Annotated in this window: 16 protein-coding genes; 11 read left to right on the forward strand and 5 right to left on the reverse strand. The window is 63.6% G+C overall.

Annotation, left to right across the window (positions count from 1 at the left end; all coding sequences use genetic code 11):
• Nucleotides 1-146: 146 nt before the first annotated feature.
• On the reverse strand, nt 147-953 hold the full coding sequence (locus NKJ09_RS12820) for an alpha/beta fold hydrolase (RefSeq protein ID WP_023718418.1): 807 nt from the start codon (nt 951-953) through the stop codon (nt 147-149).
• A gap of 554 nt (nt 954-1507) precedes the next feature.
• Here NKJ09_RS12820 and NKJ09_RS12825 point away from each other — a divergent pair.
• Nucleotides 1508-2089 carry a dienelactone hydrolase family protein gene (locus NKJ09_RS12825; protein ID WP_023718420.1) on the forward strand — a complete coding sequence of 194 codons (582 nt, stop codon included), beginning with the start codon at nt 1508-1510 and terminating at the stop codon, nt 2087-2089.
• Between the two features lie 608 nt (nt 2090-2697).
• Here NKJ09_RS12825 and NKJ09_RS12830 read toward each other — a convergent pair.
• Nucleotides 2698-4230, reverse strand: coding sequence for a helicase HerA-like C-terminal domain-containing protein (locus NKJ09_RS12830; protein WP_352494818.1), 1533 nt, complete (start codon nt 4228-4230; stop codon nt 2698-2700).
• Between the two features lie 276 nt (nt 4231-4506).
• Here NKJ09_RS12830 and NKJ09_RS12835 point away from each other — a divergent pair, with 276 nt between their 5' ends.
• The 4 genes from NKJ09_RS12835 to NKJ09_RS12850 all read left to right on the forward strand — a co-directional run bounded on the left by NKJ09_RS12835 (nt 4507) and on the right by NKJ09_RS12850 (nt 8750).
• Nucleotides 4507-5949: a methylmalonyl-CoA mutase subunit beta gene (locus tag NKJ09_RS12835; protein ID WP_352762828.1), complete on the forward strand. Its 1443-nt coding sequence runs from the start codon at nt 4507-4509 to the stop codon at nt 5947-5949.
• Entirely contained in the window at nt 5946-8069 is a 2124-nt protein-coding gene (scpA, locus tag NKJ09_RS12840) for a methylmalonyl-CoA mutase (RefSeq protein WP_352494817.1), read from the forward strand. Before NKJ09_RS12835 ends, scpA begins: the two co-directional genes overlap by 4 nt.
• 73 nt (nt 8070-8142) lie before the next feature.
• The gene (locus NKJ09_RS12845; RefSeq protein WP_023718425.1) at nt 8143-8364 is read left to right on the forward strand and encodes an AbrB/MazE/SpoVT family DNA-binding domain-containing protein; all 222 of its coding nucleotides are present in this window, start codon (nt 8143-8145) and stop codon (nt 8362-8364) included.
• Nucleotides 8361-8750, forward strand: coding sequence for a type II toxin-antitoxin system death-on-curing family toxin (locus NKJ09_RS12850; RefSeq protein ID WP_023718426.1), 390 nt, complete (start codon nt 8361-8363; stop codon nt 8748-8750). The genes NKJ09_RS12845 and NKJ09_RS12850 overlap by 4 nt, the downstream gene beginning before the upstream one ends.
• Here NKJ09_RS12850 and NKJ09_RS12855 read toward each other — a convergent pair.
• Nucleotides 8747-9220 carry a GreA/GreB family elongation factor gene (locus NKJ09_RS12855; protein WP_352494816.1) on the reverse strand — a complete coding sequence of 158 codons (474 nt, stop codon included), beginning with the start codon at nt 9218-9220 and terminating at the stop codon, nt 8747-8749. The genes NKJ09_RS12850 and NKJ09_RS12855 overlap by 4 nt on opposite strands.
• 122 nt (nt 9221-9342) lie before the next feature.
• Here NKJ09_RS12855 and NKJ09_RS12860 point away from each other — a divergent pair, with 122 nt between their 5' ends.
• A complete protein-coding gene (locus NKJ09_RS12860; protein WP_352494815.1) occupies nt 9343-10719 on the forward strand; it encodes a TIGR03808 family TAT-translocated repetitive protein in 1377 nt (458 codons plus the stop codon).
• Here the strand turns inward: NKJ09_RS12860 and NKJ09_RS12865 are convergent.
• Nucleotides 10712-11716 (reverse strand): asparaginase, encoded by a 1005-nt coding sequence (locus tag NKJ09_RS12865; protein WP_352494814.1) that lies wholly within the window; start codon nt 11714-11716, stop codon nt 10712-10714. The two genes, NKJ09_RS12860 and NKJ09_RS12865, sit on opposite strands and share 8 nt — an antisense overlap.
• A 130-nt stretch (nt 11717-11846) precedes the next feature.
• A complete protein-coding gene (locus NKJ09_RS12870; RefSeq protein WP_352483649.1) occupies nt 11847-13013 on the reverse strand; it encodes an acetyl-CoA acetyltransferase in 1167 nt (388 codons plus the stop codon).
• Between NKJ09_RS12870 and NKJ09_RS12875 the strand changes: the two genes are divergently transcribed.
• From NKJ09_RS12875 to betA, 5 genes are read left to right on the forward strand one after another with little or no spacing between them, the layout of a single operon-like run.
• Nucleotides 13012-13191, forward strand: coding sequence for a hypothetical protein (locus NKJ09_RS12875; protein WP_352483650.1), 180 nt, complete (start codon nt 13012-13014; stop codon nt 13189-13191). The genes NKJ09_RS12870 and NKJ09_RS12875 overlap by 2 nt on opposite strands.
• A gap of 43 nt (nt 13192-13234) precedes the next feature.
• A complete protein-coding gene (betI, locus tag NKJ09_RS12880) occupies nt 13235-13825 on the forward strand; it encodes a choline-binding transcriptional repressor BetI (protein WP_023718431.1) in 591 nt (196 codons plus the stop codon).
• Nucleotides 13822-15351, forward strand: coding sequence for a choline-sulfatase (gene betC, locus NKJ09_RS12885; protein WP_352494813.1), 1530 nt, complete (start codon nt 13822-13824; stop codon nt 15349-15351). The genes betI and betC overlap by 4 nt, the downstream gene beginning before the upstream one ends.
• The gene (locus NKJ09_RS12890; protein WP_023718433.1) at nt 15351-16358 is read left to right on the forward strand and encodes a threonine/serine dehydratase family protein; all 1008 of its coding nucleotides are present in this window, start codon (nt 15351-15353) and stop codon (nt 16356-16358) included. The genes betC and NKJ09_RS12890 overlap by 1 nt, the downstream gene beginning before the upstream one ends.
• A gap of 3 nt (nt 16359-16361) precedes the next feature.
• The gene (gene betA, locus NKJ09_RS12895) at nt 16362-18014 is read left to right on the forward strand and encodes a choline dehydrogenase (RefSeq protein ID WP_023718434.1); all 1653 of its coding nucleotides are present in this window, start codon (nt 16362-16364) and stop codon (nt 18012-18014) included.
• Nucleotides 18015-18050: the final 36 nt, after the last annotated feature.

The following is an 18050-nucleotide window of genomic DNA, read 5'->3' on the forward strand; positions in this document are numbered from 1 at the left end:
GGAGCTGCCATTCCCGGCGCTTCTCCAAAACTGACCTTCGCGCTACGGCTTGAGTCGGCCCTTCTCTGCCCCTCCTGCGGAGCAGTCCTACGGCAAGCCGTGACCCGAAAGCGGACTTGCGAGCCGCCGCCGAGCGTCATCTTCCTTCAAGAAAGAACCTTGCCGAGGAAAGCACGCATCACGCCGTTGAATTGCTCTGGTCTTTGCAGGGGTGCGAAGTGGCTCACGCCGGACAGGATGATCAATTCCGCTGCCGGAATGCTCCGCGCGAGATATGCGGCATGTTCGGGCTTGATGAACTCGTCGTGCTCGCTTTGCACGATCGCAACGGGCACATGGACATGGGTCAAGTCGCCTGCAGAATAGTTAGGTTCGCTCTTCATCATCTTGCCGACCGCTTCGACAAATACATTGAATTGGTCCGGCGTGGCCGATTGGTCGGCATAGTCCTTGGCGTGCCGTCTGAAACACCGGTCGACGGTCGGAGTGGGCTCGAATTCCTTTGTGCCGCTGGGGTCCATGTTGCAGCCAAAGAAGAATACACCGGCAACCCGCTCGGGTGCGTTCATTGCGAGGATTAAAGCGATGCACGCGCCGTCGCTCCAGCCCACAACGGCCGTCTTTTCCAACTGCAGCGCGTCCATCACGGCGAGCACGTCGGATGCCATCAACTCATATGTAAAAGGCCGCTGATCGCGCGTGCTGCGGCCGTGGCCGCGGCTATCAATGAGCACGGCGCGATAGCCAGAGCTGACCAGCGTTGAAACTTGATAGCCCCAATTACCGCTATGGCCGAGGCCACCATGCAGCAGGATCACGGGAGAGCCGGACCCGTATGTCGCGTACCAAATTCGAGCGCCGTCGTGATCCACGAAGCCCTGATCGCTCGTAACGGGCAGAGGCGCAGCGCCATGGGCCTCGAAATTCTTAAGGTCGTCGTCGTGTGATTCCATGCTGATGTGACTCCAAGTAAACAGAAAGGCCTGCAAACTGCCGCTGATGCAGATCAAACCAACCGCTGACAGGAGCCAGTTGCCCAAGCGACATAACACCGAGCGACTAACTGGATCAATGTCCGCTTCTGTGCGCGCTTGCGTCATTCGTGTGTCTGCTGGGAATGACGCATTCCCACCCCAGCCAGTCCTTCGCCGTCGATTTCGGTCGTTCGGTAGCTTAGGGTTCTTGAACGAACGGACGCGCTTAAAGCGACTTTCATGGCGCTCCTTCAAGCTGCCTTTCGCGCATCGGCCGGAGTCGACCTTGGCGGAAATTCGAACCAAGACACTACCGCCGCGGTGCGTCCGTCTGGCGGACGTGGGCGCCGGAAGCATTTTCGTCGCCGCCTATCTGTTGGTGTAGATCGGCCCCCGCGTCGTCACGCCGGGAAAGACGATGCGCCGAGGCTTGTCATCATTTGGAAGTTCTTCGATGCACAGCGAAATCGCTTGCAGTTCTGCGAAGCGATTCGCAATTATCGCCGCAATCCACGTCCCACCTGGAGGCTCCCATGGCCGAGGTCCTGCTGTTCCACCACGCACAAGGGTTGACTCCCGGCGTGCGCGCGTTCGCTGACGACCTGCGGGCAGCCGGGCACACCGTGCATACGCCGGACCTGTTCGACGGACGCACATTCCAGAGTATTGACGAGGGTCTCGCCTACATCGGTGAGATCGGGTTCGACGACATGCGGGAGCGCGGCGTCCGCGTCGCCGGCGAACTGACCCCCGAGCTCGTTTACGCCGGATTCTCGTTCGGCGTGCTGCCGGCGCAGAAGCTCACACAGACACGACCCGGTGCCTGCGGAGCCCTGCTCTTCCACTCCTGTCTGCCGATTAGCGGCGAGTGGGCCTTCGGACCCTGGCCGGACGGCGTCCCGGTCCAGATCCACGGTATGGATAACGACCTGATCTTCGTCGGCGAGGGCGACATCGACGCCGCTCGCGAGATCGTGGAGAAGGTCGAGGACGCGGAGCTGTTCCTCTATCCCGGCGACCAGCACTACTTCGCCGACAGCTCGCTCCCGTCGTACGAGGCGGCTGCCAGCGCGCTGCTCACGCGGCGGGTGCTCGAGTTCTTGGACCGTGTCTAACCATGTCGGCGAGGGCCTTATTGAGGAGCAATGGCAGCTCTCGTCAAATCTCCCATAGGGTCGAAACCGCGATCACCACCCGCGGGTTCGTTCCCTGGAGGGCTTCCGGACGCCGGCCCCGGCGCACGGCACCTCCCACAGAAGGCCGGCATCTGTAATCCTCCACAAGATCTGCCAAGGCATTTACTCGAGCAAGTGGCTGCTTTGGGGTCTCGGTGCTGGTTGCCGTGAATGTCAGCTATCAGGCAGCGTAATATGCTGATGAAGGGCGGGTCAGGGTCAGGTCACGACGATGTTCGCGACGACCTGAATGTCGGCTCTCGTGTATCCCAGCCTAAGGCGGCCTGTCCGCAATCGGCCCAAAGGCCGCAGGCTGCAATGCCCGCATGTCGGTCGCTGAAGGGGCGGTAGCCGCATCCCAGAGGCGGACACTAGAGCGAGCAGGCGGGGTGGCATGTTCACTCCCAAGTCTCGGGCGCATCCCGGAGGCTCTTTACCTTATCCGCCAAATAGACGGGAGCATAGCCGCCGCCCGCTGTCCTCCAGATCTGGCTACTGGCGCTTGATGCCAAGACAGCATTTGTCAAACTCGGTGGCCCGATGCTCCCTCACCGCCCCCTGGCCAAACTCCCCAGAATACCCCGCACGATCGCCCGTCCGACCGACGAGCCGACCGAGCGCACCACGGATTTGATCGCCGCCTCCGCCACCGTCTGGCGGTTGGAAGGCCGCGGCGCGCGGCGGCCGCCAGCTGGCTGGGGATCGTCATTGCCGAAGCCGGGAATGGTCCAGCGCGAACGGCCGCTCTCCTGCTGCTGCGCTTGTGCCTCCTGGGCGTCCTTGGCCTTTTTTTGCAGCATCTCGAAAGCCGATTCGCGATCGACGGTCTGGTCGTACTGTCCCGAAACCGGGCTCTCAGTGATCAGCTTGCGGCGCTCTTCGGGCGTGATGGGGCCAAGCCGCGAGGATGGCGGGCGGATCAGCGTGCGCTGTACCATGGACGGCACGCCCTTGGCTTCCAGCGTGGAGACGAGTGCCTCGCCGGTGCCGAGTTGCGTGATCACGGTTGCACAGTCGAAATCGGGACTGGGCCTGAACGTCTCGGCCGCCGTCTTGACGGCCTTCTGTTCGCGCGGCGTATAGGCACGCAGTGCGTGCTGCACGCGGTTGCCCAACTGCGCCAGCACCGTTTCAGGGATATCCAGCGGATTTTGCGTGACGAAATAAACGCCGACGCCCTTCGAACGGATCAGCCGGACCACCTGTTCGACGCGGTCGATCAGCACCTTCGGCGCGTCGTCGAACAGAAGATGCGCCTCGTCGAAGAAGAAGACCAGCTTCGGCTTGTCCGGGTCGCCGACCTCGGGCAGTTCCTCGAACAGTTCCGACATCAGCCACAGAAGGAACGTCGCATAGAGCCGCGGATTCATCATCAGTTTGTCGGCGGCGAGCACGCTGATGGCGCCGCGTCCATCGCGCGTGGTGCGCATGATGTCGGCGATCCGCAATGCCGGCTCGCCGAAGAAATTGGCAGCGCCCTGCTGCTCCAGGACCAGCAGCGTGCGCTGGATCGCGCCGACCGAAGGTTTCGTCACATTGCCGTAGCGGGCGCCGATCTCTTCGGCGCGGTCGGCGATGTTGGCAAGCAGTGACTGCAGGTCCTTCAAGTCGAGCAGCAAAAGGCCTTCCTCGTCGGCGATGCGGAAGGCGATGTTCATAATGCCTTCCTGCGCCTCGGAGAGGTTCATCAGCCGCGACAGAAGCAGCGGCCCCATCTCCGAGATGGTGGCGCGGATCGGGTGACCCTGCTCGCCGAACAGATCCCAGAAGATGACCGGAAATTCCTGGAACTCATAGGGATCGAGCTTGACCTGCTCGGCCCGCTTGACCAGAAAATCCTGCGCTGTGCCCATCATGGCGATACCCGACAGATCGCCCTTGATGTCGGCGCAGAATACCGGCACGCCGGCATTGGAGAAACCCTCGGCCAATATCTGCAGGGTCACCGTCTTGCCGGTGCCGGTCGCGCCGGTGACCAGGCCGTGACGATTGCCATATTGCAGCAAAAGCCGTTCCGGCCGCTGATAGCTGTCGTCCGGCTTGCGGCTGGCTCCCATGAAGATACTGGTGTCGTCGGCCATGTGTCCGGTCTCCGCAAACCTATAGGGTTGAATGCCCTGATCCCCTTGAAGAAAAGGGAGGCCCGCCGCAGGTATAGTGAGGCCATTGCGCAGCGACAATGGGCATCGTCGAAAATGGCTTTTGGAGCTTGCGGAACCTGCCCATGTTTGGCAATCGGTTGACGGTCACCGTCACGGAAGGCGAGTTGCACGGCATGTGTGCTGCATTGTGATATGGGACCGGGGACCGTAGACTGACATAGTAGGCTGACACGGCCACTAGAACGAGGAGAACGGATGGGCGCCGGTGCCTTGACCCATGATGCCGACCTTCCGAGCGCCGACCGGCAACGATGGCTGGCGCTGGCGGAGAAGGCGCTGGCCGGCGGTTCCTTCGAGGAAAAGCTCGTCTCGCATACGGACGACGCCATCCGCATCGAGCCGCTCTACGAGCGTTCGGTGACCGTCGAGCCTGTCGTGCGCGCCAACCCGGGATCACCGTGGATCGTCAGCCAGCGTATCGACGATCCGGACATAGGCCGCGCCAGGGCGCAGGCGCTGGAAGACGTCGCGCAGGGTGCTACCGGACTGTCGCTTGTCTTCGAAGGCGCGCCGAACGCCTTCGGCTATGGCTTGCCGAGGACGGCCGAGGCGCTGGAGAGCGTGCTCGACGGCGTGCCGCTCAACCGCATCCAGATCCGCATCGATGCCCATCCCTGGAGCCGCGCCGTGGCCGACTGGCTGGTGGCGTTCTTGACCAAGCGCCGCTCCGACCCGGCAAAGCTCAACCTCTCCTTCGGCATCGATCCGGCGGCGATATTTGCCGGGACCGGCAGGCTGCGCATGTCGATCGAAGCTTTGCAGGCATCGATGCCGCAGTCGCTCGCACATTTCTTTTCGATGGGGGTGCCCGGCGTGCTGCTGGAAGCCGACGGGCGGGTGTTCCACAATGCCGGCGCAACCGAGGCGCAGGAGCTTGGCACGATGCTCGCCTCGGCAGTCTCCTATTTGAGGCTGTTCGAGAAGGCGCGCCAGCCGCTTGTCTATGCGGCGCCGCATATCGGTTTTGCGCTCAGCGTCGACCAGGACCAGTTCGTGTCGACGGCCAAGGTCAGGGCGTTGCGGAGACTGTGGGCGCGTGTCCAGGAGGCCTGCTCGATACCGCCCTCCACCGCCAGCATCCATGCCGAAACCTCCTTCAGGATGATGACGGCGGCCGACCCGGAAACCAACATCCTGCGCACCACCATCGCCGCTTTTGCCGCTGCCGCCGGCGGGGCGGATTCGATCGCCATCCTGCCGCATACCATCGCGCACGGCCTGCCCGCGGGTTTTGCACGCCGCGTTGCCCGCAACGCGCAACTGATCATGGCCAATGAAAGCCACATCGACCACGTCGCCGATCCGGCTTGCGGTTCGGGCGCCGTCGAAACCCTGACTGCGGAGCTCTGCGCGGCGGCCTGGCAGGAGTTCCAGCAGATCGAGGCGGAAGGCGGCGTGCTGACCAGCCTCGAACAAGGCCACGTCCAGAGACGCGTGCAGGCAGCTTCCGCCCGCCGCAAAGCTGCCTACCAGGCGGGCGAACGGGCGATCGTCGGCACGACGCTGCACCCGTCGAAAACCGAGCGTCCGGTCGAGACGCTGGCGGCGGAGCGGCGGCCAGCCTTCACCGAAGGCGTTGCGGTGTGCGAGCCGCTGTTTCCGATCCGCATCGATCAGTCGATCGGAGCCGTACCATGATCCCCGATTTCAGCCAGATCGGCTGGTCGCCGCCACGGCGGGCGCCGGTCGACGTCAAAGGCCAGCGGATGACGCCGGAAGGCATCGCCGTCAAGCATCTCTACAACCAGGGCGATCTCAAGGGCTTGCCGCATCTCGATACCTATCCGGGCCTGCCGCCCTTCATGCGCGGCCCCTATCCGACGATGTATGTCCAGCAACCCTGGACGATCCGGCAATATGCCGGCTTCTCGACGGCCGAAGAGTCCAACGCCTTCTACCGGCGCAACCTTGCCGCCGGCCAGAAAGGCCTGTCGGTCGCCTTCGATCTCGCCACGCATCGCGGCTACGACAGCGACCATCCGCGCGTCGCCGGCGATGTCGGAATGGCCGGCGTCGCCATCGATTCCATTCTCGACATGCGCCAGCTGTTCGAGGGCATCCCGCTTAACGAGATGACGGTATCGATGACGATGAACGGCGCGGTGCTGCCGATCATGGCGCTCTATATCGTGGCGGCGGAGGAACAGGGCGTCGCGCAGAAGGACCTCACTGGAACCATTCAGAACGACATCCTGAAAGAGTTCATGGTGCGCAACACCTACATCTATCCGCCCAAACCTTCGATGCGGATCGTGTCGGACATTTTTTCCTACACGTCGACGCATATGCCGAAGTTCAATTCGATCTCGATCTCCGGCTACCACATGCAGGAGGCGGGAGCGACGGCGGACCTCGAGCTCGCCTACACGATTGCCGACGGTATCGAATATGCCCGCGCCGGCGTCGCGGCCGGCCTCGACATCGACCGTTTCGCGCCGCGCCTCTCGTTTTTCTGGGCGATCGGCATGAATTTCTTCATGGAAGTCGCGAAGCTGAGAGCAGCGCGCCTTTTGTGGGCCAGCCTGATGCTGAAGAACTTTTCGCCGAAGGACGAGCGCTCGCTGTCGCTGCGCACCCATTGCCAGACTTCGGGCTGGTCGCTGACGGCGCAGGACCCCTACAACAACATCATCCGCACCATGATAGAGGCGATGGCGGCGACTCAAGGCCACACGCAGTCGCTGCACACCAATTCCTTCGACGAGGCAATGGCGCTGCCGACCGATCATTCGGCCCGCATCGCCCGCAACACACAGCTCATCCTGCAGAAGGAATCCGGCACGACCCGGAGCATCGACCCGTGGGGCGGCTCTGCCTATGTCGAGCGGCTGACGCATGATCTGGCGGCGCGCGCGCTTGCCCATATCGAGGAGGTCGAGAGCCTCGGGGGCATGGCCGCGGCGATCGAAAAGGGCCTACCGAAGCTGCGCATCGAAGAGGCTGCCGCGCGCACCCAGGCGCGCATCGATTCCGGCGAACAGATCGTGGTCGGCGTCAATGCCCACCGTCCCGGCACGGACATCGAAGTCGACGTGCTGAGGATCGACAACGCGGAAGTCAGGGCGCGGCAATTGTCGAAGCTGCAGCGGCTGAAAGGCACGCGTGACGTCGCCGCCGTCGAGAGCGCGCTCGATGCGCTGACCCGTGCTGCCGGGAGTAACGAAAACCTGCTGGAATTCGCCATCCGGGCGGCGCGCGCCAATGCCACGGTCGGCGAGATTTCGCTGGCGCTGGAAAAGGTCTTCGGCCGCCATGTCGCCTCGGTGCAGACGATCTCCGGCGTCTATCGCAACGCGCTTGGCGACAATCCGGTGGTCGACCGGTTGCAGGACAAGGTCGTAGCGTTCGAGGAGAAGTCCGGCGGCAAGCCGCGTATTCTGGTCGCCAAGATGGGGCAAGACGGCCATGATCGCGGCCAGAAAGTGATCGCCACCGCCTTTGCCGATCTCGGCTTCGACGTCACCGTTGGGCCGATGTTCCAGACGCCGGACGAGATCGCCAAGCTGGCGGTCGAGCATGACGTGCACATCGTCGGCGTCTCGTCGTTGGCGGCAGGCCATTTGACGCTCATTCCCGAACTCAAACAGGCGCTGAAGAAGCTCGGCCGCGACGACATGCTGATCGTCGCCGGCGGCGTCATTCCACCGAAGGATTACGATGCAGTCCGGCAGGCAGGCGCAGCGGAGATCTTCCCGCCCGGCACGGTCATCCCGGAAGCGGCAGAGCGGCTGATGGACCGGCTGCTGCAGGCGGGCTGACGCTTTGTTATAATGCCCGTTGCAACGACCGACACGCTGAGTTATAATCAGCGTTGCAACAGGATGTCTCACCATGAACACGACCATTCGCAAGATCGGCAATTCCGAAGGCGTGATCCTGCCGAGGGAGATTCTCGATCGTCTGAACCTGAAGGCCGGCGACCAGCTTCAAATCGTTGAAACAGGTGACGGTCTTGCGCTGAAGCCGGTGGACGACAGCTTCGAGCGGCAAATGAAAGCTGCCCGCGAGGTCATGGACAAATACAAGGTCGCGCTTCAGAAGCTCGCCGAATGAGCTGGGAGTTTCTGACGCGGCGTGCAGTCGAAGCGATGCACGCCGAGCAGTTGCGCCGACACGGCGGAGCACAAGGCTTGAGGGATGAAAATGCCATTGAATCGGCGCTCGCCCGTGCGGAGAACAAAGCCAACTACGGAGACCCGTCGGTTGAAGAACTCGCCGCCGTCTATGTCTTCGGCATCGCCCGAAATCATGCCTTTGTCGACGGCAACAAACGCACCGCCATTGTCGCTGCCGGCGCATTTCTGATTGTGAATGGTTATGCCCTGTCGGCCAATGACGGCATGCTTTACGAATTCGTCATGGGCGTCGCCGCCGGCGAAATCGACGAGGCCGGTGCCGCGGCGTTCTTCCGCGACCATGTCGTCAAGCTCGAAGACTAACTATCGGAGAGCTTGACGATCTCCCATTCCTTGCCGTTAACCACGGCAATTTCGCCGACCGTCTTGCCGAACAGCGCCATCGCCATCGGCGACATATGGGAAATTGACCCTTTGGCCGGGTTGGCCTCATCCTCGCCGACGATCTTCCAGTGCACCTTCTTGCCGTCGTCGCTCTCCAGTGTGACGCCCATACCGAAGCGAACCATGTCGCTGCCCGGTTCCGGCACCGAAAGCTCGGCGCTTTCACGCCGCGCCGTCCAATAGCGGAGATCACGCGACACCAGCGCGATGCGCTCGCGGTCGGCCCTCTTTTCGGCTCTGCCCAGTTCGTCGCGCAGAGCGGCCACCTCCGCATCGATCAGCGCCAGGCCGTGTTCCGTCACCAGATTGCGGTGATGGCTGATCGGCCGCTCGCCGATGCCGGCAATGGCGTTTTCGCTGTCTTCCTCGCGGGTGAAGGCCCTGCTCATCCGATGAACTTAGGCCCGGCGCGACGACTCCACAAGCCATAGCCGGCAAACCCGACCTCGGGGCCGATCCCGTCTGGCACGAATCCTGCCGCGTGAGCGTTGGACGCAAGGGATCTGTGCCGATGTTGAACAGAAGAACGCTGCTTACGCAGACCGCCGGCTTTGCCGTCATGGGGCTTTCGCTCGGCAAGGCAGCGGCGGAAAACCTGCACGGCATCGACAAAGCCGCGATGCGCGGGGCGATCAATGCGACCGATCTCGGCGTCCGGCCCGGCGCGCTTGAGGACCAGAGCAAGGCTTTCACCAAGCTGCTGCGCGAAGCGCACGTTCGCGACATGCCGGTGTTCCTGCCGCCGGGGACCTATATCGTTTCCAACCTGTCGCTGCCCGGCCGCGTGCGCCTGTCCGGCGTGGCGGGCGCATCGCGGATCGTCTATGGCGGCAACGGCCATCTCATCATGGCGGAACAGGCCGAGCATATCGTACTCAGTGGACTGGTGTTCGACGGCAGCAACCACTGGATGGGCGATTATACGCAAGGCCTGCTCGATCTGCGCCGCATCGCCCATCTCGTCGTCGACAATTGCCAGCTTACCGGCAGCGGCAAGAACGGTCTGGCGCTCGAACACGCCTCGGGCCGTATCGAACGCTCGGAGATATCCGATGCGGCCGATGCCGGCATCTATTCGGTCGAGGCCGATGGCCTGGAAATATCAGGCAATAGCGTCTCCGACTGCGCCAATGGCGGCATTCTGGTGCACCGCTGGCAGGCGGCGGAAGATGGTACCATCGTCAGCGGCAACCGCGTCGAACGCATCCAGGCGCGCAGCGGCGGAACCGGCCAGAACGGCAACGGCATCAATGCCTTCCGCGCCGGCAATGTCATCATCTCCGGCAATATTGTTTCGGATTGCGCGTTTTCGGCTATCCGCGCCAACAGTGCCAGCAATTTGCAGATCACCGGCAACACCTGCTCGCGCTCGGGCGAAACAGCCGTGTATTCCGAATTCTCATTCGAAGGCGCCATCATCAGCAACAACATCGTCGATAGTGCTGCGAACGGTATTTCGATCGTCAATTTCAACGAAGGCGGCCGCATGGGGGTCTGCTCCGGCAACATCGTCCGCAACCTGTCGACCAGCGGCCCCTACCCTGCCGATGCGCCCGGCTTCGGCGTCGGCATCAGCGTCGAGGCAGACACCACCGTTTCCGGCAATGTCGTTGAGAATGCGCCGCTCTACGGCATGCAGATCGGCTGGGGACCGTTCATGCGCAATGTGGTCGCCACGGGAAACGTCATCCGCAAGGCCGGAACCGGCATCGTCGTCACCGTGGTCGAAGGTGCCGGAACGGCAATCATTTCCGACAATGTCATCGACGGGGTCCAGAAGGGCGCGATCGTCGGCCAGCGCTGGGCCGAGCCGGTGACCGGCGACCTCGCCGCGTCAGGCAATGCCGGCTATGCGCATTTGACCGTCGAGCGCAATCACGTCAGTTGAGGGCGGCGGTGGGCCGGAGCGCGCCGACTTTGGCGCCGATCCGGCTTTCGATAGGCGGATTTGCCTGTTCGATCAGCTTTCCCGCCAGCGGCTGGTCTGCGTGCAAAAGCTTTGACAGCACGACCGCGAGCATGACTTCAGTTGCGCGGCCGGCGCCGTCGTCGCATTTCAGCGCGATGCCAAGGCCAAGCTCTGGAAGGGCGGCACAATGGACGCCCTCGGCGCCCCCCTTGGCAAAGATCCGGCCGGGCGCGGCCTCCATCATCGCGACGTCGGACCTGCCAGTGCCGGCGACGAAAAACGGCTCAGCCATGCAGGCGGAAAGCAGCCGCTTCGCCGCCCGGGCGCGCACCGGCTCGAAGCTGGCGCCTGTCGCCATGCGGGCAAAGCCAAGCGCAAAGCTGCGCAGCGGCACGGCATAGGTCGGAATCGAGCAGCCGTCAGTGCCACGGTGATCGGCGTCATGGGCAGCACCGGTCACCGCCTGCATCGCTTCGCGCACCATCTCCTGCGAAGCATGGCCAGCCTTGACGTAACCGCGATGGGCGATGCCGCTGTGAACGCAGGTGCATAGGAAGCCTGAGTGCTTGCCGGAACAATTGTTGTACAGCGCGTTCGGCACGCTGCCGGCGCGGGCAAGCGCCAGCGTCGCCCCATGGCTCGACGGCCAATGCGCGCCGCATTCGAGTGCCGTCTCGTCCAGGCCGGCCTTCGCCAGCATAGCCCTCGCGAACTCGACATGTGGCGGCTCGCCGGAATGCGAGGCGCAGGCCAGTGCCAGCTCCCGGTCACCGAAGCCGTAGGCATCGGCAGCGCCGCTCTCGACCAGCGGCAACGCCTGGATCGCCTTGACCGCCGAACGCGGGAACACCGGTTGTGCCGTGTCGCCGATCTCCCAAACAGGCTTGCCGTCGGCGTCGAAGACGGCAACAGCGCCGCGATGCGCGCTCTCGACGATAGCGCCGCGCAAAACTTCGACCAGAACCGGATTTGTCATGAATTCCCCGCTAGCGCATGATCTCGAAACTCGGAATCAATTTTCGAAAAGGATCATGCGCAAAATCAAAGCGATATAGCGCCCTTTTGCGCGCGCGAAGCGGCGCGCGCGCTGTAATGCGGGGCCGCTTTTATCTGATCCGGTCGAGAATGGAAACGTAGTTGGCGACCGCCGCGCCGCCCATGTTGAAGATGCCGCCGAGCTTTGCTCCCGGCACCTGGATGCCGCCCGCCTCGCCGACGAGTTGCATGGCGGTAAGCACATGCATCGATACGCCGGTGGCACCGATCGGGTGGCCCTTGGCCTTCAGCCCGCCGGACGGATTGACCGGCAGCCTTCCGTCTTTCGCCGTATCGCCATCCAAGGCCAGCTTGGCGCCCTCGCCCGGCTTGGCCAGGCCCATCGCCTCATACTCGATCAGCTCGGCGATGGTGAAACAGTCATGCGTCTCGACGAAGGACAGGTCGCCGAGCGTCACGCCGGCCTGCTTCAGCGCCTGATTCCAGGCCTGCTCGCAACCTTCGAACGCGAGGATGTCGCGCTTCGACATCGGCAGGAAATCCTGCACATGCTCATTGGCGCGGAAGGCGACGGCGCGGCGCATCTTCAGCGCCGTCGCCGTGTCGGCGAGGACAAGGGCGGCGGCGCCGTCCGAAACCAGCGAGCAGTCTGTGCGCTTCAGCGGACCGGCGACGAAGGGGTTTTTTTCGCTTTCCTGCCGGCAGAACTCGTAGCCGAAATCCTTGCGCATCTGCGCGTAGGGATTGTCGACGCCGTTCTTATGGTTCTTGGCGGCGATCATCGCCAGCGCATCCGACTGGTCGCCGTAGCGCTGGAAATAGGCTTGAGCGATCTTGCCGAAGACGCCAGCGAAGCCTGCCGGCGTGTCACCATCCTCCGGCAGATACGAGGCCTTGAGCAGGTTCTTGCCGATCTCAGGACCGGGCGTCGTCGTCATCTGCTCGGCGCCGACCACCAGCACGATACGGGCGGCATTTGCGTCGATGGCGCGGATGCCTTGCCTGACCGCCGCCGAGCCGGTGGCGCAGGCGTTCTCGACGCGGGTCGCCGGCTTGAAGCGCAGCCGGTCGTCTGCCTGGAGGACCAGGCTCGCGGTGAAATCCTGGGCGGAAAACCCGGCGTTGAAGTGGCCGAGCACGATCTCGTCGACGTCATCTGGACCGATGCCGGCATGATCGAGCGCCTCGACCGCCACCTTGGTGATCAGGCCCTCCAGCGTCTCGCCTTCGAGCTTGCCGAAGCGCGAATGCGCCCAACCGACGATGCATGCTGTCATGGCGATCTCCATCCTGCAGGCCCGGCTGCGCGATGTCGCGGCCGCTCGGCATTGTTCAAGGATGAACCGTTCCGCCGGTTTCGTGAAGGGGCCAGAACCGCACAATCGCTTGATCTTGATATCTGGTCATAACGCCTGGCATTTGCCAGCAAATCAGGCTGAATTTTTTGTTGATTGATGCGTCAATAAAAAATAAACTTACCCAACAGGCCGGAGCAAGAATGCCGAAACTCGGAATGGAGCCGTTGCGCCGCAAGGCGCTCATCGACGCAACGATCTCGGCGATCGGCGAGCGCGGTTCACTTGATGTCACGATGTCGGAAATCGCCGGGCGCGCCGGCGTGTCCTCGGCGCTTGCCCACCATTATTTCGGCGCCAAGGACGAATTGCTGTTGGCGACGATGCGGCACATCCTGAGCGGGCTCACCGCCGATACGCGGCGCGCGCTTCGCACGGCCGGCACGGCGCGCCAGCGCGTCTCGGCAGTGGTCGCGGTCAATTTCTCCGACGTCCAGTTCCAGCCGGAAACGATCGCCGCCTGGCTCGCCTTCTATGTCGAGGCGCAGAAATCGGCAGCACTTCGCCGGCTGCTCAAGGTCTATGCACGGCGGCTGCATTCCAATCTGCTTAGCGGGCTGACCGGTATCCTGCCGAGAAGCGAGGCCGACCGGGTTGCCGAAGCGACGGCGGCGCTGATCGACGGGCTCTATATCAGGCGCGCGCTGAAGGACGGCGTGCCCGATGCCGCGACCGCGATCGCACTGGTTGAGGACTATCTCGAAATGAAGCTTAGCGGACGGCAGAAGCAGTGACATCCAAGCGACCCAACATCCTGATCGTCATGGTCGATCAGCTCAACGGAACGCTGTTTCCAGACGGGCCGGCAGACTTCCTGCACGCGCCACATCTGAAGGCGCTCGCCGCGCGTTCGGCGCGTTTTTGCAACAACTACACCGCCTCGCCGCTCTGCGCGCCGGGCCGCGCCGCATTCATGAGCGGCCAATTGCCGTCACGCACCGGGGTCTATGACAACGCCGCCGAATTCACCTCGTCGATCCCGACCTTTGCCCATCATCTGCGCGCCGCCGGCTATCACACCTGCCTCTCTGGCAAGATGCATTTCGTCGGGCCGGACCAGTTGCACGGCTTCGAGGAACGGCTGACCACCGACATCTATCCGGCCGATTTCGGCTGGACGCCGGACTATCGCAAGCCCGGCGAGCGGATCGACTGGTGGTATCACAATCTGGGCTCAGTGAGCGGTGCCGGAACTGCCGAAATCACCAACCAGCTGGAGTATGACGACGAGGTCGCCTTCCATGCGGTGCAGAAGCTCTACGATCTTGCCCGCGTCTCCGACGACATCGCACATCGGCCCTGGTGCTTGACGGTTTCCTTCACCCATCCGCACGATCCCTACGTCGCACGGCGGCGCTACTGGGACCTCTACGAGGATTGCCCGGCGCTCGAGCCCGAGATCGGCTTCATTCCCTACGACAGGCAGGACCCGCATTCGCAGCGGCTCTACCGCGCCAGCGACTATGATAGCTTTGACATCACCGCGGAGCAGATCCGCCGCGCGCGGCGCGGCTATTTCGCCAATATCTCCTATCTCGACGACAAGCTCGGCGAGTTGCTGTCGGTGCTCGAGCGCACGCACATGCTCGACGACACGGTCATCCTGTTCTGCTCGGACCACGGCGACATGCTCGGCGAGCGCGGCCTGTGGTTCAAGATGTGCTTCTTCGAAGGTTCGGCGCGGGTGCCGCTGATGATCGCCGGCAAGAGCATACGCACCGGGCTGATCGACACGCCGGTCTCCAACCTCGACGTGACGCCGACGCTTTGCGATCTCGCCGGCATCGACATCAGCGCGATTGCGCCGTGGACCGACGGCCAGTCGCTACTGCCGCTGCTGAACGGAAGGAAACGCTCCGCGCCGGTGCTGATGGAATATGCAGCCGAAGGCTCGAACGCGCCGATGGTGGCGATGCGCGAGGGCCGCTACAAATTCATCCATTGCGAGATCGATCCGCCGCAACTGTTTGATCTTGAATCGGATCCGCTGGAATTGACCAACCTCGCCGCCGATCCGGCCAATGCGGCTTTGGTGGCGGCTTTCACCGGCAAGGTGCGGGAGCGCTGGGACATGGCGGCGTTCGATGCCGCGGTGCGTGCCAGCCAGGCACGCCGCTGGGTGGTCTACCCGGCGCTGCGCAACGGCACCCACTACCCTTGGGAATTCCAGCCGCTGCAGAAAGCATCGGAGCGCTACATGCGCAATCACATGAACCTCGACCTGCTCGAAGAGCAGAAGCGCTTTCCGCGAGGCAAATGATGGCAGACAGTCTCGTCCCCTCGCTCGACCATCTCAGGCAGGCCTATGCCGCCACCTCCAAGGCGACGCAGATCACGCCGCTGCTGGAATCGGCGGCACTCGCCCGCGAGACCGGCGCCGCCCGCTTCTTCGTCAAGGCCGAGTCGCTGCAATGGGCAGGATCGTTCAAGGTGCGCGGCGCCTACTGGCGGCTGAAGCGGCTGTCGCCTGACGAAGCCAAAAAGGGCGTCGTCGCCTATTCCTCCGGCAATTTCGCGCAAGGGCTGGCGGCGGCGGGCCAGGCGCTCGGCATTCCTGTCACCATCGTCATGCCGATCGACGCGCCGGCCGCCAAGCGCGACGCCACATCGGGCTACGGCGCGCACGTCGTGCTGACCGACCATGGCGAGCGCGCGCGTGAGGAAGTCGCTGCCGCCAGGGCGCGCGAGATCGCCGCGAGCGAAGGCCTGGCGCTGCTGCACCCGTTCGACGATCCGGAGATCGTCGCCGGCCAGGCCGGTGCCGGGCTGGAGGCACTCGACCAGCTCGCCGCCAGGCAAACCGAGGCCGATCTCTTGTTCTGCTCGGTCGGCGGCGGCGGCCTGATCGGCGGTGTTTCGCTGGCCTTCCACTACCTGTCGCCAGCCACGAAGATCATCGGCGTCGAGCCGGAAGGTTTTGACGGCATGGGCTCGTCGCTGGCACATGGCGCCATCGAAACCATGCCGATCGGGCCGAAATCGATCTGCGACGGGCTGATGTCGCGGCGGCCTGGCGACGCGCCGTTCGCAGCGGTGAAGACCGCCGGCGTTCGCGGCGTCACCGTCGACGATGCTTCGGTGCGGCGCGCTATGCGGATCGCCTTCGAGCGGCTGAAGCTGGTGCTCGAGCCTTCGGGCGCTGCTTCACTCGCGGCGTTGCTCGGCGGCAAGGTCGACGTGACCGGCAAGACCGTTCTCGTAGTGGCAACCGGCGGCAACGTCTCGCTGGCCGATTTCATTGCGCATATGAACCATGGGCGCGCATGAACCATGCTTGAAGCGGATTTCGTCATCATCGGCTCCGGCTCGGCCGGCTCGGCCATGGCCTACCGGCTGTCGGAGGACGGCAAGCATTCGGTGATCGTCATCGAATATGGCGGCAGCGATATCGGGCCGCTGATCCAGATGCCGTCGGCGCTGTCGATCCCGCTCAACATGAGCCTCTACGACTGGGGCTTTGCCAGCGAGCCGGAGCCGCATCTCGGCGGCCGCGTGCTGGCAACGCCTCGCGGCAAGGTCATCGGCGGCTCATCCTCGATCAACGGCATGGTCTATGTGCGCGGCCATGCCCGCGACTTCGACCATTGGGCCGAACAGGGCGCGGCCGGCTGGGGCTTCGCAGACGTGCTCCCGTACTTCAAGCGAATGGAGGACAGCAATGGCGGCGAGAATGGCTGGCGCGGCCATGGCGGCCCGCTGACTGTGCAGCGCGGCTCGCGGACCAATCCACTCTACGGCGCCTTTGTCGAGGCAGGCCGTCAGGCCGGTTTCGAGCTAACCGATGATTACAATGGCGCGAAGCAGGAAGGTTTTGGGCCGATGGAGCAGACCATTCGTGGCGGTCGCCGCTGGTCGGCGGCGAGCGCCTATCTCAGGCCGGCACTCAGGCGGAAAAATGTCAGCTTGGTCAAGGGGTTCGCCCGACGGGTAATCATCGAGAATCAACGCGCCACCGGAGTCGAGATCGAAGCGCGCAAGCGGATTCAGGTGATCAGAGCGCGGCGTGAGGTGATCGTTGCCGCGTCCTCGATCAACTCGCCCAAGATCCTGATGCTGTCCGGCATCGGCCCCGGCCAGCACCTCAAAGAAAACGGCATTCCGGTGATTGTCGACCGGCCCGGCGTCGGCCGCAATCTGCAGGACCACATGGAACTCTACATCCAGCAGGAATCGACAAAGCCGATCACGCTGAACTCCATCTTGAACCCGTTCTCGAAGGCATTGATCGGCGCGCAGTGGCTGTTCTTCAAGTCCGGCCTCGGCGCCACCAATCATTTCGAGGCGGCCGCCTTTGTGCGCTCGCGCGCCGGCGTCGATTATCCCGATATCCAGTATCACTTCATACCGGCAGCAGTCCGCTATGACGGCAAGGCGGCGGCGAAGGCGCATGGCTTCCAGGCGCATGTCGGGCCGATGCGGTCGAAGTCGCGCGGTTCGGTCACGCTGCGCTCGCCCGATCCCAAATCGAAGCCGGTGATCCGCTTCAACTACATGTCGCATCCGGACGACTGGACGGAGTTCCGCCACTGCATCCGGCTGACCCGTGAGATCTTCGGGCAAGCGGCCTTCGATCCTTACCGCGGCAAGGAACTGTCGCCGGGTTCGCACGTACAATCGGACGACGAGCTCGACGCCTTCATCCGCGACCACGCCGAAAGCGCCTATCACCCTTGCGGCACCTGCAAGATGGGCCGTGCCGACGATGCGATGAGCGTCGTCGATCCGGAATGCCGCGTCATCGGCGTCGAAGGGCTGCGGGTCGCCGATTCCTCGATCTTCCCGCGCGTCACCAATGGCAATCTCAACGCGCCGTCGATCATGACTGGCGAGAAGGCCGCCGACCACGTTCTCGGGCGCTCGCCGCTGGCGCCGTCCAACCAGGAACCATGGATCAATCCGCGCTGGCAGGCGTCGGACAGATAGGCCATGATCCGGCGGACGCACATTCCGCCTGCCGCG

Origin of the sequence: Mesorhizobium sp. M0189, from assembly GCF_040322135.1 — a bacterium.
GTDB lineage: Bacteria > Pseudomonadota > Alphaproteobacteria > Rhizobiales > Rhizobiaceae > Mesorhizobium.

Coding starts and splice junctions, on each gene's coding strand:
- NKJ09_RS12870 (WP_352483649.1), bottom strand. CDS start 13,013: ATGACAGCATGCATCGTCGGTTGGGCGCATTCGCGCTTCGGCAAGCTC.
- NKJ09_RS12825 (WP_023718420.1), top strand. CDS start 1,508: ATGGCCGAGGTCCTGCTGTTCCACCACGCACAAGGGTTGACTCCCGGC.
- NKJ09_RS12865 (WP_352494814.1), bottom strand. CDS start 11,716: ATGACAAATCCGGTTCTGGTCGAAGTTTTGCGCGGCGCTATCGTCGAG.
- NKJ09_RS12845 (WP_023718425.1), top strand. CDS start 8,143: ATGAACACGACCATTCGCAAGATCGGCAATTCCGAAGGCGTGATCCTG.
- NKJ09_RS12860 (WP_352494815.1), top strand. CDS start 9,343: ATGTTGAACAGAAGAACGCTGCTTACGCAGACCGCCGGCTTTGCCGTC.
- betA (WP_023718434.1), top strand. CDS start 16,362: ATGCTTGAAGCGGATTTCGTCATCATCGGCTCCGGCTCGGCCGGCTCG.
- scpA (WP_352494817.1), top strand. CDS start 5,946: ATGATCCCCGATTTCAGCCAGATCGGCTGGTCGCCGCCACGGCGGGCG.
- NKJ09_RS12875 (WP_352483650.1), top strand. CDS start 13,012: ATGGCGATCTCCATCCTGCAGGCCCGGCTGCGCGATGTCGCGGCCGCT.
- NKJ09_RS12850 (WP_023718426.1), top strand. CDS start 8,361: ATGAGCTGGGAGTTTCTGACGCGGCGTGCAGTCGAAGCGATGCACGCC.
- NKJ09_RS12830 (WP_352494818.1), bottom strand. CDS start 4,230: ATGGCCGACGACACCAGTATCTTCATGGGAGCCAGCCGCAAGCCGGAC.
- NKJ09_RS12835 (WP_352762828.1), top strand. CDS start 4,507: ATGGGCGCCGGTGCCTTGACCCATGATGCCGACCTTCCGAGCGCCGAC.
- NKJ09_RS12820 (WP_023718418.1), bottom strand. CDS start 953: ATGGAATCACACGACGACGACCTTAAGAATTTCGAGGCCCATGGCGCT.
- betI (WP_023718431.1), top strand. CDS start 13,235: ATGCCGAAACTCGGAATGGAGCCGTTGCGCCGCAAGGCGCTCATCGAC.
- NKJ09_RS12855 (WP_352494816.1), bottom strand. CDS start 9,220: ATGAGCAGGGCCTTCACCCGCGAGGAAGACAGCGAAAACGCCATTGCC.
- NKJ09_RS12890 (WP_023718433.1), top strand. CDS start 15,351: ATGGCAGACAGTCTCGTCCCCTCGCTCGACCATCTCAGGCAGGCCTAT.